Source organism: Streptomyces dengpaensis, from assembly GCF_002946835.1.
Taxonomy (GTDB): Bacteria; Actinomycetota; Actinomycetes; order Streptomycetales; family Streptomycetaceae; genus Streptomyces; species Streptomyces dengpaensis.
In genome coordinates this window covers 7,050,443-7,064,182 of the sequence record NZ_CP026652.1, presented here as the reverse complement: position 1 = coordinate 7,064,182, position 13,740 = coordinate 7,050,443, and the positions used below count along the sequence as shown (strand labels likewise).

General features: G+C 69.8%; 13 protein-coding genes. 1 reads left to right on the top strand and 12 read right to left on the bottom strand.

Annotated elements, in window-relative coordinates; genetic code table 11:
- Window positions 1-115: 115 nt before the first annotated feature.
- From C4B68_RS32540 to C4B68_RS32485, 12 genes are all read right to left on the bottom strand, one after another.
- Window positions 116-2,974, bottom strand: a complete 2,859-nt coding sequence (locus tag C4B68_RS32540) for a DEAD/DEAH box helicase (RefSeq protein WP_099500084.1) — start codon at window positions 2,972-2,974, stop codon at window positions 116-118.
- 40 nt (window positions 2,975-3,014) lie between these two features.
- Window positions 3,015-3,905 (bottom strand): diacylglycerol kinase, encoded by an 891-nt coding sequence (locus C4B68_RS32535; RefSeq protein WP_099500083.1) that lies wholly within the window; start codon window positions 3,903-3,905, stop codon window positions 3,015-3,017.
- Window positions 3,906-3,936: 31 nt separating this feature from the next.
- Entirely contained in the window at window positions 3,937-4,884 is a 948-nt protein-coding gene (gene tatC / locus C4B68_RS32530) for a twin-arginine translocase subunit TatC (protein WP_099500082.1), read from the bottom strand.
- 47 nt (window positions 4,885-4,931) lie between these two features.
- On the bottom strand, window positions 4,932-5,216 hold the full coding sequence (gene tatA / locus C4B68_RS32525) for a Sec-independent protein translocase subunit TatA (protein WP_099500081.1): 285 nt from the start codon (window positions 5,214-5,216) through the stop codon (window positions 4,932-4,934).
- A 259-nt stretch (window positions 5,217-5,475) separates the two neighbouring features.
- The gene (locus C4B68_RS32520) at window positions 5,476-5,670 is read right to left on the bottom strand and encodes a hypothetical protein (RefSeq protein ID WP_099500080.1); all 195 of its coding nucleotides are present in this window, start codon (window positions 5,668-5,670) and stop codon (window positions 5,476-5,478) included.
- Between the two features lie 53 nt (window positions 5,671-5,723).
- Entirely contained in the window at window positions 5,724-6,044 is a 321-nt protein-coding gene (locus tag C4B68_RS32515) for a hypothetical protein (RefSeq protein ID WP_099500460.1), read from the bottom strand.
- Between the two features lie 11 nt (window positions 6,045-6,055).
- A complete protein-coding gene (locus C4B68_RS32510; RefSeq protein ID WP_099500079.1) occupies window positions 6,056-7,081 on the bottom strand; it encodes a helix-turn-helix transcriptional regulator in 1,026 nt (341 codons plus the stop codon).
- Window positions 7,082-7,097: 16 nt separating this feature from the next.
- Window positions 7,098-8,123, bottom strand: coding sequence for a helix-turn-helix transcriptional regulator (locus tag C4B68_RS32505; RefSeq protein ID WP_099500078.1), 1,026 nt, complete (start codon window positions 8,121-8,123; stop codon window positions 7,098-7,100).
- 145 nt (window positions 8,124-8,268) lie between these two features.
- A complete protein-coding gene (locus C4B68_RS32500) occupies window positions 8,269-8,640 on the bottom strand; it encodes an FKBP-type peptidyl-prolyl cis-trans isomerase (RefSeq protein WP_099500077.1) in 372 nt (123 codons plus the stop codon).
- A 72-nt stretch (window positions 8,641-8,712) separates the two neighbouring features.
- Window positions 8,713-9,693 (bottom strand): FKBP-type peptidyl-prolyl cis-trans isomerase, encoded by a 981-nt coding sequence (locus tag C4B68_RS32495; protein WP_099500076.1) that lies wholly within the window; start codon window positions 9,691-9,693, stop codon window positions 8,713-8,715.
- Window positions 9,694-9,882: 189 nt separating this feature from the next.
- The gene (gene pafA / locus C4B68_RS32490) at window positions 9,883-11,244 is read right to left on the bottom strand and encodes a Pup--protein ligase (RefSeq protein ID WP_028801611.1); all 1,362 of its coding nucleotides are present in this window, start codon (window positions 11,242-11,244) and stop codon (window positions 9,883-9,885) included.
- 9 nt (window positions 11,245-11,253) lie between these two features.
- Window positions 11,254-12,513 carry an MFS transporter gene (locus tag C4B68_RS32485; RefSeq protein ID WP_099500075.1) on the bottom strand — a complete coding sequence of 420 codons (1,260 nt, stop codon included), beginning with the start codon at window positions 12,511-12,513 and terminating at the stop codon, window positions 11,254-11,256.
- 98 nt (window positions 12,514-12,611) lie between these two features.
- Here C4B68_RS32485 and C4B68_RS32480 point away from each other — a divergent pair, with 98 nt between their 5' ends.
- Complete coding sequence (locus tag C4B68_RS32480) at window positions 12,612-13,634, top strand: LacI family DNA-binding transcriptional regulator (RefSeq protein WP_240634550.1); 1,023 nt, start codon at window positions 12,612-12,614, stop codon at window positions 13,632-13,634.
- Window positions 13,635-13,740 lie beyond the last annotated feature (106 nt).

The window sequence follows — 13,740 nt, the reverse complement described above, 5'->3', positions numbered from 1 at the left end:
CCCGGGACACGCAGCCGCCCCAGCCAGCGGGGACCCGGGACACGCAGCCACCCCAGCCAGCGGGGACCCGGGACACGCAGCCACCCCGGCCGGCAGGGGCCCGTAACGCGCCGTCTCACCCCACCGAGGAGTACGCCACCACCCCGCGCAACAGCCCGTCGACCGCCCTGCGCGCGTTCTTCGCGACCGTAGAGCCCCCGCCGGAGGCGGGTGCGGCGGCCGCGATCTGGCCGAGAACGTCGATGACTTGCTTGCACCAGCGCACGAAGTCACCGGCGGGCATCTCGGCCTCGCGCAGCACCTCGTCGAGACCCTTGCCGGAGGCCCACTCGTACGCGGCCCAGGCGAAGCCGAGGTCCGGTTCGCGCTGGCCGACGCCCTCGGTCTGGGTGATCCGGAACTCCTCCTCCAGTGCGTCGAGGTGGCCCCAGATCCGCACCATCTCGCCGAGCGCGGCCTTCGCCTTGCCGGACGGCACCTTCGGTGCCGTGGCATCGTCGGCGACCCGGGACTCGTACACCAGCGCCGAGACGCAGGCGGCGAGTTCGGCGGGGTTGAGCCCCTCCCAGACCCCGGCGCGCAGGCATTCGCTGGCGAGCAGGTCGAGTTCGCCGTACAGCCGGGCGAGCCGCTTGCCGTGTTCGGTGACCTCGTCGCCGCGCAGATAGTCCAACTCGGTGAGGAGGGCGACGATCCGGTCGAAGGTGCGGGCGATGGTGTTCGTCCTGCCCTCGATGCGGTGCTCCAGCTGTCTGGTGTCGCGCACCAGCCGGTGGTAGCGCTCGGCCCAGCGGGCGTGGTCCTCACGGTCGTTGCACCCGTGGCAGGGGTGGGCCCGGATCGCCGTGCGCAGCCGGGCGATCTCGCGGTCGTCGGCCGCCTCGGACCGCTTCTTGCGGTGCCGGTCGGGGACGATGTGCCCGGCCTTGGTGCGCAGCGCGGACGCCAGGTCCCGCCGGGACTGCGGCGAGCGCGGGTTGAACGACTTGGGGATCCGCATCCGCTCCAGCGCCTCGATCGGCACCGGGAAGTCCATCGAGGCCAGCCGCTTGACCTGGCGCTCGGCGGTGAGCACCAGCGGGCGCGGCCCGTCGTGCTGTTCGAAGCCGCGGTGGCCGTTGGAGCGCCCCGCGGGCAGGCCCGGGTCGAGCACCAGGGCCAGGCCCGCGTACTTTCCGGTCGGGACGTGGATGACGTCACCCGGCTTGAGCTTCTCCAGGGCGACGGCCGCCTCCGCGCGCCGCTGCGTCTGGCCCTGCCGGGCCAGCTCGGTCTCGCGGTCCTTGAGCTCGCGGCGCAGCCCCATGTATGCGTCGAAGTCGCCCAAGTGGCAGGTCATGGACTCCTTGTAGCCTTCGAGGCCCTCCTCGTTGCGCTGCACCTGCCGGGAGATCCCGACGACCGACTTGTCGGCCTGGAACTGCGCGAACGACGTCTCCAGGAGCTCGCGCGAGCGGTGCCGCCCGAACTGCTCGACCAGGTTCACGGCCATGTTGTACGACGGCTTGAAGCTGGAGCGCAGCGGATACGTGCGCGTACCCGCGAGTCCCGCCAGGTGCTCGGGGCTCATCGCGCGCTGCCACAGCACCACGGCGTGACCCTCGACATCGATGCCACGGCGTCCCGCGCGGCCGGTCAGCTGGGTGTACTCGCCGGGTGTGATGTCGGCGTGCTGCTCGCCGTTCCACTTGACGAGCTTCTCCAACACCACCGAGCGTGCGGGCATGTTGATGCCGAGCGCGAGGGTCTCGGTCGCGAACACGGCCTTGACGAGGCCGCGTACGAACAGTTCCTCGACGACCTCCTTGAACGTCGGCAGCATGCCCGCGTGGTGGGCCGCGATGCCGCGCTCCAGGCCCTCCAGCCATTCGTAGTAGCCCAGGACGTGCAGGTCTTCGCGGGGGATGGAGGCGGTGCGCTCCTCGACGATTTCGCGCACCCTCGCCCGCGCCTCGTCGTCGTTCAGCCTCAGGCCCGCGTACAGGCACTGCTGGACGGCGGCCTCGCAGGCCGCGCGGCTGAAGATAAAGGTGATGGCGGGCAGCAGCCCTTCGGAGTCGAGCCGCTCGATGACCTCGGGACGGCCGGGCGTCCACACGCGCGAGCGCTGCCGGCGCTCACGCTCGCGGTCGGCCTCGCGCATGGCGCGGCCCCGTTTGCGGTCCTGGTACGACGGCCGGGTCGCCTCCATGCGCGCCATGCGCGTCAGGTCGGGGTTGACGGCCTTCTTCTGGCCCTCGCCCTCCTCGAAGAGGTCGTACATCCGGCGCCCTGCCAGCACATGCTGGAACAGCGGGACGGGCCGGTGCTCGGAGACGATCACCTCGGTGTCGCCGCGCACGGTGTCCAGCCAGTCGCCGAACTCCTCCGCGTTCGACACGGTCGCCGAGAGCGACACCAGGGTCACCGACTCCGGGAGGTGAATGATCACTTCCTCCCAGACGGCGCCGCGGAAGCGGTCGGAGAGGTAGTGCACCTCGTCCATGACCACATAGCCGAGGCCGAGGAGGGTCTGCGAGCCCGCGTACAGCATGTTCCGCAGCACCTCGGTGGTCATGACCACGATCGGGGCTTCGGAGTTGACGCTGTTGTCGCCGGTCAGCAGACCGACCTTGTCCGCGCCGTAACGGCGGCACAGGTCGGCGTACTTCTGGTTCGAGAGCGCCTTGATCGGCGTGGTGTAGAAGCACTTCTTGCCCTGCTGGAGGGCGAGGTGGACGGCGAATTCACCGACGACCGTCTTGCCCGAGCCGGTGGGGGCGGCCACCAGCACTCCCTTGCCCGATTCGAGTGCCTCGCAGGCCTCGATCTGGTAGGGGTCGAGGCCGAAGTCATACATCTCGCGGAAGGACGCGAGCGCGGTGGCCTGCTCGACAGCGCGCCTGCGTGCTGCCGCGTACCGCTCGGCCGGTGAGAGATCCTCTGTCATCGTGCTTTCGAGACTACCCGGATGCACTGACAACAGGACGATCAATATCCCGATCCGCGGCTGTGAAACCCGCTGTTCACGCAGCTCAGAGCGCGGCGACGCGGACCGCCCCGGGAATGCACTCCGCGGTCAGCGGCAGCGGCCCGAGCGGCTCACCGTCCGCGTACCCCGTGATGTCCTCGGCGACGAGCTCGACCTTCGCGGCCCGGTGCACGGTGACCTGGGGATGGTCGAGGTGGGTGCCCTGGTAGACCTTCGGGAACACCGTGAGCAGCGTCGTACGGCTGCAGTCCCCGACGACCGTGATGTCGAACAGCCCGTCGCCCAGGTCCGCGCCCGCGCAGATCTTCATGCCTCCGCCGTACGACGATCCGTTGCCGACGGCCACGAGCGTCGCCTCGATCTCCTGGACCTCGCCGTCGTCGAGCGTGATCCGGTACGGGAAGGGCTTGAAGGCGGCCAGTTCGGCCAGCATGGCGAGGTCGTACCTGAAGCGCCCAGTGGGCCATCGCATGCGGTTGCCGCGGTCGTTGACCCGGGAGTCGAAGCCGGAGGCGAGGACGGTGCCGAACCAGGTGCCGTCCACGCGCCCCAGGTCGACGTCCCGCAGCCGCGCCCCCTTGAGGGCCTCGGCGATCAGGCGCCCCGCTGCCGCCGGGTCGCGCAGGGGCAGGTCCAGGGCGCGCGCGAAGTCGTTGCCGGTGCCGACGGCGACCACGCCGAGCGGGGTGCGGGTCCCGGCGACGGCCTGCAGGGCCAGATTCACCATGCCGTCGCCGCCGACCGCGACGAGGGCGCCGGTGCCGCCTTCGACGGCGGCACGCGCGCGCGTGAGGGCGTCTGCCGCGTCCTCCCCGAGGATCGTCCGGACGGAGAATCCCGCCGCGCGCAAGGCCGAAGCGGCCGGCTGCGCCGCGCGGGCGCCCCGGCCGCGTCCCGCGGTGGGGTTGACGAAGAGGGTGATCTCGCTGGTCACAGCCCTGACCCTACGAGGTCCGCGGGCTGCGTCAGGTCACGTCGTCATAACCGTTGACCCGGTCCGAGCTCGCCTGCTCCGGCAGCGCCCGGCTGACCGACACGGTCTCGACCTCGCCGACGTCCTCGGGGGTGAGATCCAGGTCGGAGGCCTCGTCGTCGGCGGGGCCCAGTGCGTCGCGGCGGCGCCTGCGTCGGTCATTGAGCAGCGAGAAGGCCGTCGCGCCGAAGTACAGGATCCAGATCGGTCCGGCGAGCGCCAGCATCGTCAGCGGGTCGGTGCTGGGCGTCGCGAGCGCCGCGAACACGGTGATGCCCATCATCATCGCTCGCCACCAGCCGAGCATCCGCTTGCCGGTGATCGCCCCGGTGAGGTTGAGGAAGATCAGCAGCAGGGGCAGCTCGAAGGAGAGGCCGAAGACGATCACCATGCGCGTGACGAGGTCGAGCAGGTCGTCCAGCGGCAGCAGGTTGGAGGTCCCGTCCGGCGTGAAGTCGAGCAGCACCGACGCCGTGGTCGGCAGCACCGAGTACGCGAAGTAGGCACCGCCGAGGAAGAGCGGGGCGCCCATGCCGACGAACGCGTAGGCGTACTTCTTCTCGTGCCGGTGCAGACCCGGCGCGACGAAGGCCCACAGCTGGTACAGCCAGACCGGCGAGGCCAGGACGACACCGGCCATCAATGACACCTTCAACGCGAGCGTGAAGGGCGTGAGCAGACCGTTGATCGTGATCTGCGCGCACGGCTCGGAGGAAGACGACTTCGCCAGCTGCTCGAAGGACCTTTCACAGCCGACCGAGTCGAGGATCGGCCTGGTGATGATGTTGATGATGTCGTTATAGAAGAAGGCGGCGACGACGGTGACGACGACGATGGCCAGCATCGCCTTCGCGAGCCGGTTCCGGAGCTCACGAAGGTGCTCCGCGAGGGGCATCCGCCCCTCGGGATCCTTCTCCTTGTTGCGGGCAGACTTGAGCAACCCACGTTCCCATCTCGTGCGGAGGGCCGGAGGTCACCGGCCCTGCGTCAGCGCTTGGTCGTGTCCGTCGGCTCGGTGACCGGGCGCGAGCTGGTCACGTCGCCGGGGGCGGCCTGGATGGTGCGCTGAGCCGGGGGCTGCTCGTCCGTGCTGGGCGGACCGGCCGGGGCGGAGTCCTGTCCCTCGGACTTCATCGCCTTCGCCTCGCTCTTGAGGATGCGCGCGGACTTGCCGAGGGAGCGGGCCATGTCCGGAAGCTTCTTCGCGCCGAACAACAGGATGATGACGACGAGGATGAGAATGATCTCGGGAGCTCCGAGCCTTCCGAACATAAGTCTTTACCTTCTCACCGAGGCTGCAGGGGCGGGGTGCTGTCCGATCGGTCGGACATCTGCCCGATCGTCGTGTTGACAGCGATCGTAACGCTCAGGGGTGAACGCGGGATAATCCCTGTGCGTACTCCCGGTTCGCGACCCGCGCCTCGTTATCCGGGCCGCGATCAGCAGCGTACCTGTCACGGCCGGGAAGGTGACAGGGTGATTGCCACTCAAAGCGCACGCTCCGGCGACTGGCGGGCATCGACAGAACTGGTCACAGGGCATCCACGGAGCCGGCCGTCGTCACGGCCGCGCTCTCCAGATCCTCGGCGGCCCTGCTGATGCGGCGCGCCGAGTCGGAAACCTGGCGCCCCAGACGCTCCGCCTCGAGGAAGACCCGGACGGCGAGCACGCCGAGAACGGCGATTCCCGCGAAACCCACAGCGATCGCAAACATCGGCCAGAACATGACGTCGACCCTAAGCGACGCCGGGGAAGTGCGGGTGCGTTCCCCGGAGCCGCTTAGAGGGTGGAGTGCAGCCGCAGGGTCCGCACCCCGCCCCCGGTGAGCAGCTCGACGATGCGTTCGCCCGCGGGCTTGCGTACGGCGGCGCCGCACCCGGGGCAGGTGAAGGAGTAGAAGGTGGTACGGCTGCTGGCGCCGATGACCAGCCGCAGAGCGCTCGCCGCGAGTTCGAAACCGGCCCGGCAGTCGGGGCAGGCGGCCTTGAACATCACGTCAACCACCCTCCTCATTCCGGCGAAAGCGGTCACCACCGACATTTCCGGCGCACTTAGGCGTGCACCCGACGGCGCGCCCGCCGTCCCCGGCGCACCAGACATCGACGACGTGCTCAAAGCCCCTGCTCCCGCCTGTCGTACGGCCCGTCCTGATCCCCTTGCGGCCCGTCGAGCCCGTCGTAGGCCGCGAGCGCCTCGCGGGCCGCCCGCCGGGCGCTGTCAGCGAGGTCCTGCGGCGACACGATCCGGCCGTCGCGGCCCAGGCGCAGCGCCAGCCGCCGCAGCGACGCGGGATCGGGGGTCCGCAAGGTGATACGCAGCCCGCCGTCCGGCAGCTCGTCGGCGCTGTCGTGCGGGTAGTACTCGGCGACCCAGCGTCCGCCGGGACCGACCTCGACGACCACCTCGGGGTCCTCCGCAGCGGGCTGCACGAGCCCCTCGGAGAGGTCCCGCGGCTCGATCTCCGGCGGCGCGGACGGCTCGTCGAGGATGCGGATCTCGGCGACCCGGTCGAGCCGGAAGGTGCGACGCGCCTCGGAGCGGCGGCACCATGCCTCCACGTACGTGTGGCCGACGCTGACCAGGCGGATCGGGTCGATCTCGCGCTCGGTGAGCTCGTCGCGCGAGGGCGAGTAGTAGCGGATCCACAGCCGGCGGCGCTCGGAGATCGCCCGGTCGACGTCCGCGAAGACCCCGCCCTCGGACTCGAAGGTCACCGAGAGACGGGAGCTGGCGCCCGCCGCCTCACCCGAGGCGGCCTCCACCTTGGCGGTCGCGCGCAGCAGCGCCTGCCGGTCGCCCTCGCGAAGGCCGGGCAGCGTGGAGACGGCACGCGCGGCCACGAGCAGCGCGGTCGCCTCGTCGGCGGCGATACGCAGGGGCTCCGCGACGTCGTCCGGGTTGTGCCACCAGATCCGGTCGCCATCGGTGTCGATGTCGAGCAGATCACCGCCGCGGAAGCTGGTCCCGCACAGCGGCAGCACGTCGAGGTCGGAGATCAGCTCGTCCTCGGTGATCCCGAAGGCCCGCGCGACATCGCCGACGCGCGCGCCGGGGCGCTCCCGCAGATACGTCACCAGGGAGAGCATCCGCCGGGTCTGATCGATCGCGTTGGCGGGCCTGGCCGGTTTTCCTGCCACGTTCTTACGCTCCCCCTCAGCCCTTGGCCACGGCGCGCAGCCGGTCCACGACGTCGGCCCGCAGCTCGGCGGGCTCCAGGACCACCACGTCGGGCCCGAACTCGACAAGCCAGGCATCCAGGCCGTGCCCGTACGGAATCTCCAACTCGTCCCAGCCGTCGCCCCGTTCCCGTACGGAGACGGCCTTGGCGCGCAGCGGATAGCCCGAGCCGGCGCGCATCCGGATCCGCGCGGTGCGGTCGGCGATCTCCCCCGCCCAGCCCGCGACCGTCTCGCGCACGGTGACGACGTCGGGCACCTCGGCCGTGTACCGCCCGGCGCGGGTGCGGACCTTGCCGGTGATCCGGGAGAGCCGGAAGACGCGCTCGGCGCCGCGGTCGCGGTCCCAGCCCGCCAGATACCAGTGGCCGCGCCAGCACTCCAGGGCCCACGGCTCGACGTGCCGGGTCTCGGGGTGCGCGGCGGTGGCCTTGCGGTAGTCGAAGACGACCGTGCGACGGTCGCGGCAGGCGAGCATCAGCGGTTCGAAGGCCGCCTCGTGCACGGGGATGTGCGGTTCCAGGGCGCCATGGGCCTCGTACGGGTCCACGTCCTCGGGCAGGCCCGCGGCGCGCAGCTTCTGCAGGGCGCCGCTGGCGGCACCGGCAAGCCGGGCCTGCTGCCAGACCTTGGCGACCAGGCCGAGGGCGGCGGCCTCCTCGGCGTCGAGCGTGATGGGCGGCAGACGGTTGCTGTCGCGGCGGGCGAGATAGCCGACCTCGCCGTCGAGGTTCTCCACCGTCTCGATGACCAGCCCGAGTTCGCGCAGATCGTCCTTGTCGCGCTCGAACATCCGGTTGAAGGAGTCGTCCGAGGCCGCCGCGCCCTTGCCCGGCCCGGAGGCCGCACCTCTGCCCGGCCCGAAGGCCGCACCTCTGCCCGGCCCGAAGGCCTCGACGTAGGCCTCGATGGAATCGCGCAGCTCGCGCTTGCTGAGCGGCCGCCGTGTCCCGAGCAGACACAGCGCCAGGTTCATCAGCCGCTCGGCCTTGGCAATGGCCATCGACGCCCTTCCCTATGGTGCTCCCAACCGATGACCGTACCGCCCTGAGGTGCCGCGGCAAAAGCCGAGGGCCCATGCCCGGACAGGCATGGGCCCAGGTGATCTGATCCGGTCAGACCCTGATCACACGGCGTACGCGCTGATCTCAGACGGAGACCAGGTCGCAGACGAAGATCAGCGTCTCGCCCGGGGCGATACGGCCACCGGCGCCGCGGTCGCCGTACGCGAGGTGCGCCGGGATGATCAGCTGGCGGCGGCCGCCGACCTTCATGCCCTGCACGCCCTGGTCCCATCCCTGGATGACCTGGCCGACGCCGAGCTGGAACTCGAGCGGGGTACCGCGGTTCCAGGAGGCGTCGAACTCCTCGCCGGTGGAGAAGGCCACGCCCACGTAGTGGACCTTGACGAAGTCGCCGGCCTTGGCGACCGGGCCGTCGCCCTCCCAGATGTCCTTGATCTCGAGGTCCGCCGGGGGCTCGCCGCCCGGGAAGTCGATCTCGGGCTTGTCGATGCTCACTTCATTACTCCTTGTTGCACGGCCGTCGTCACTGCGCGGCCATCGTCCCGGACAGTCTCACAGACTCTGTGATCACACCGTGCCGAGGATATCCACCACGAAGACCAGCGTGTTCTTGGCCAACTCGCTGCTGGGGTTCGCGCCGTAGCCGAGGGAGGGCGGAATCACCAGCAGCACACGGTCCCCCACGTTCTTGCCGACGAGGCCCTTGTCCCACCCGGCGATCACGGAGCCGGTGCCGATCTGGAAGGCGGTGGCACCCCCGTGGTCCCAGGAGGAGTCGAACTTCTTGCCATCCTCCCACTTGACCCCGGTGTACTGCGCGATGAGGCCCTGACCGGCCTCGACCTTCTTGCCGGTGCCCTTGATCAGCACCTGCTCCTCAAGGTCCTTGGGCGCCTTGGCGCCCTTGGGGATGGTGATGGTCGCCGCCTTCTGCGCGGGAGCCGACACCGTGGGCATACCCGGCTCGGGGGCCGCCTGCGTCCCCTTCACCTCGGCCTTGGAATCGACACTGGCGGCACCGACCGCGTCGACCACCCAGATCAGCACATCCTTGGCGGTGATACCGGACGACGTGTTCAGCCCCTCGCCGATCAGCTCACCCGCGGTGCCCTGCACCAGGATGCGGCTGCCCGTCTTCTGTCCCTTGACGGCGTCCAGGACCTTGGCGGGCAGCTGCTGGCTCGGCTTGCCGATCTGGTCGACGGACTGCTGCCGCGGCGTCTTGGCACCGGCGGTCGCCGCGGCCCAGGTGCCACCGAGCGGCTGGCTGCTTCCCCACTTCTCCACGGTCCAGTCCAGCCGGACGAAGTCGGACGCCTTGATCACGGAGCCGCTGCCTGCCGAGACCGTCTCGACCACGGTCTTGTCGGACGCCTTGCCGCCCTTGGGCACGGAGATCTCGGGCTTGTCCCCGAACGTCCCCTTGACCTGGGCGACGCCTCCCGCCGCATCGCCGGTGTCCTTGTCGTCCGATCCGCACGCGGCGGTGAACAACAGGGCGGGAACGGCCAGCAGCATGACGGCGCGTCGTTTCACGTTGTAGTTCATCAGTCCAACTGGGAGTCGGGGGTGGAGGGCAATGGCCGCCACTCTACGACCTACACGCACCCCCCACCCCCTGACGCGAAACGCGCCGTCACACAACCGCGGCAAAAACACCCGATGCCCGGAGGCGTCACCACCTCCGGGCATCGGACATCCAGGCGCCCACCGGCCCACGAGCGGACCGGAGCCGACTCACATTCCAGCGATCAGCTTCTCCACCCGGTCGTCAACCGAACGGAACGGGTCCTTGCACAACACGGTGCGCTGCGCCTGGTCGTTCAGCTTCAGATGGACCCAGTCCACCGTGAAATCGCGGCGCTGTTCCTGAGCCCGCCGGATGAAGTCACCACGCAACCGCGCCCGAGTGGTCTGCGGCGGCACCGACTTGCCCTCGAAGATCTTCAAGTCGTTGCAGATCCGCGCGGCTTGCCCCTTCTTCTCCAGCAGGTAGTACAGACCACGACGCCGGTGGATGTCGTGGTACGCAAGGTCTATCTGCGCGACCCGCGGGTGCGACATCGTCATGTTGTGCTTGGCCCGGTACCGCTCGATGAGCTTGTACTTCATCACCCAGTCGATCTCGGTGCCGATCCGGTCGAGGTCCTCGGCCTCGATCGCGTCGAGCGTACGGCCCCACAGTTCGAGGACCTGCTCGACCGTTCCGGTGCGGATGCCGCGGCGCTCGCAGAAGTCCACGGCCTTCTCGTAGTACTCGCGCTGCACCTCCAGCGCGGAAGCCTCGCGGCCGCTGGCCAGGCGCACCTTGCGCCGGCCCGTGATGTCGTGGCTGACCTCGCGGATCGCCCGGATCGGGTTCTCCAGGGTGAGGTCACGCATGACCGTGCCCGCCTCGATCATCCGCAGCACGAGGTCGGTGGCGCCGACCTTGAGCAGCATGGTCGTCTCGGACATGTTCGAGTCGCCGACGATGACATGCAGCCGGCGGTAACGCTCTGCGTCCGCATGCGGTTCGTCGCGGGTGTTGATGATGGGCCGGGACCGGGTCGTCGCGGAGCTGACGCCCTCCCAGATGTGCTCCGCCCGCTGGCTGACGCAGTACACGGCACCGCGCGGGGTCTGCAGCACCTTGCCGGCACCGCACAGGAGCTGCCTCGTGACCAGGAACGGAATGAGAATGTCCGCGAGCCGGGAGAACTCCCCGTGCCGGGCCACCAGATAGTTCTCATGGCACCCGTAGGAGTTGCCCGCCGAGTCGGTGTTGTTCTTGAACAGGTAGACGTCGCCCGCGATTCCTTCCTCGTGCAGGCGTCGTTCGGCGTCCACCAGGAGTCCTTCGAGAATGCGCTCGCCGGCCTTGTCGTGGGTGACGAGTTCCGTCACGTTGTCACATTCGGGTGTCGCGTATTCCGGATGTGATCCCACGTCGAGGTAAAGGCGGGCACCGTTCCGCAGAAAGACATTGCTGCTGCGGCCCCATGACACGACACGGCGGAAGAGGTACCGCGCCACCTCGTCGGGAGACAGGCGGCGCTGTCCCCTGAACGTACACGTGACGCCGTACTCGTTCTCCAGCCCGAAAATGCGGCGGTCCATGACTGAACATTACGCCCGATCCCCTGAGCTGAAACGGGGTTCGACGGCACGGTTTGGATCATTTTCCGATGAGACCGCGACCACCGCGCCCTTCCCGGTAGCTGCGAGAACCCGCCCCGTGGCCAGCAGAACCACCAGCGCGGCGGCACCCGCGGCACCCGGAACGGCGAAGCCCCACACCGCCCCGCCCCACTCGACCACAGGGCCCGCCAAGCCCGTTCCGACCGACGCCCCCACGGTGAACGTCGTCACAAGCCAGGAGAAAGCCTCAGTGACCGTGCCAACCGGCGCATGCCGGTCGACCAGCACGAACGCACAAGCGATACAGGGCGCCAGGAACACACCCGCGAGCGTCGTGAGAGCCGTCATGGCCACCGGACCCGGCACCAGCGTCAACGGCAGATAACACACCGCCAGAAGCGCCACAAGCACCCGCAGTCGCACCTCCGGCGCACCACTCCACTGCCGCACGCCATACACCGACCCGCCGACAAGAGCACCGAGGCCTATACCCGCCATCAGCCAGCCGTACACCACGTCCCCACCATGGCCATCGGCGTACGACACCGCCGCGACCGTGATCGAACCCAGCGCGACCCCGACGAACAGGAAGGCGCCAAGCAGCGCCACCAGCCCGGACGAACGCAACGCGCCCAGCCAGTGCGCCTCACGCGGCGCCGAGCGCCACGCGCGCGAGGGCGGCGACACCACCACGCAGAGCGCGCCCAGCACACCCACGACATTCAGGACCAGCAGCGCCGCCTGCGCGGACCAGAGCGACACGCACAGCGTCACCAGCAGCGGCCCGACCGTGAACATGACCTCCTGCGCCACCGCGTCCATCGCGTACGCGGTGTGCACCTGGTCCTCCTTACGGAGGACAGAGGGCCACAACGCCCGCAGACCACCCTCCAGAGGCGGCGTGAAGAGCCCGGCGACGGCCATCGCCGCAGACGCCACCGGCAGCGGATCCGTGCCCGAGAACGCGAACACGGCCATCCCCAGAGCCGAGACCAGCGCCGCCGGCAACTGCACGCGCGGCTGCCCATAGAGATCCACAAGCCGCCCGAGCAACGGCTGCCCCACGGCATTCGCCACCCCGTACACGGCGGCCAGCACACCCGCCAGGCTGTACGTGCCGCCCTCCGCCCGCACGAACAGCACGACGGCGATGGCCGCGGTCGCGTTCGGCAGCCGCCCCACCAGGGTGCCGACGAGCAGTCGGGCAGCATGCCGCGCCCGGAGGATCTCCCCATACCCCGCAGCCATGTGAAGCCCTTCTCGCCTCGGAGGTTTTACGTATAACGTCGCCTGCCATACGTACCATGTGCGCAGTCCACGAGTCCAGACGAGGGAGCAGGTCGACGGTGGCACCAGCCAGCACGCGCCCCACGAGCCGGGACGTCGCCCAGGCCGCAGGCGTCTCCCAGGCCGCCGTCTCACTCGTCCTCGGCGACAAATGGCGCGGCCGGGTCTCCGAGGCCACCGCCGAACGCGTCCGAGAAGCCGCCCAGGAACTCGGCTACCGCCCGAACCTGGCCGCCCGCAACCTCCGCCTCGGCCGCACCCGCACCGTCCTCCTCGTGGTCCCCGCCCTCACCACCGAATTCTTCGCCGGCGTCTACACAGGCGCCGCCCGCATCGCCGCCGAACACGGCTTCGGCGTCGTCCTCTACCCCTCCCCCGAAGGCATCGGCCCCGCCCGCAACCCCTTCGGCTCGGCCACAGCCGCCCTCGACGGCGTCATCGCCTCCTCCATGGCCGCCGACGCCCTCACCGCCATCCGCGGCGACCAACTCCCCCTCGTCATGCTCGACAGCGACCCCGAGGGCAGCCTCGGCGCGGCCACGGTCAACCTCGACATCAAGGACGGCGTACGCCAGATCGCCGAACACCTCCTCACCCTCGGCCACCGCCGCTTCCTCCACCTCGCGGCCGACATCCCCTCCTGGACCTTCGACGTACGCGCCCAAGAACTGGCCACCCGCCTCACTCAGGTCCCCGGCACCCACCTGCGCACCACCCGCGCCCCCATCTCCATCGAAGACGCCCTCACCGCCGCCGCGACCGCCCTCTCCGCCCCGGGCCCCCGCCCCACCGCCCTGATCTGCGACGACGACATACTCGCCGCCGGCGCCTACAAAGCAGCCCGCCGCCTCGGCCTCCACATCCCCGACGACCTCTCCATCACCGGCCTCGACGACCTGGCCCTGGCCAAAGCCCTCGACCCAGAACTCACCACCGTCCACCTCGACGCCGAACAATTCGGCGAACGCGGCATGCAAGCCCTCCTCGCCGTCCTGGAAGGCCGCACACCCCCCAAGCAAGACATCCCAGTCACCCTGGTCGTACGGGCCTCCACGGCCCCACCAAGCCCCCCACACACGTAGCCCAACGCACACACACCCACCCACAACCGGACGACCACAGCGACCACGGGCGGACACCCCGCGCCACACCCACAGCGATCACGCAGGGACGCCCCACGCCGCGCCC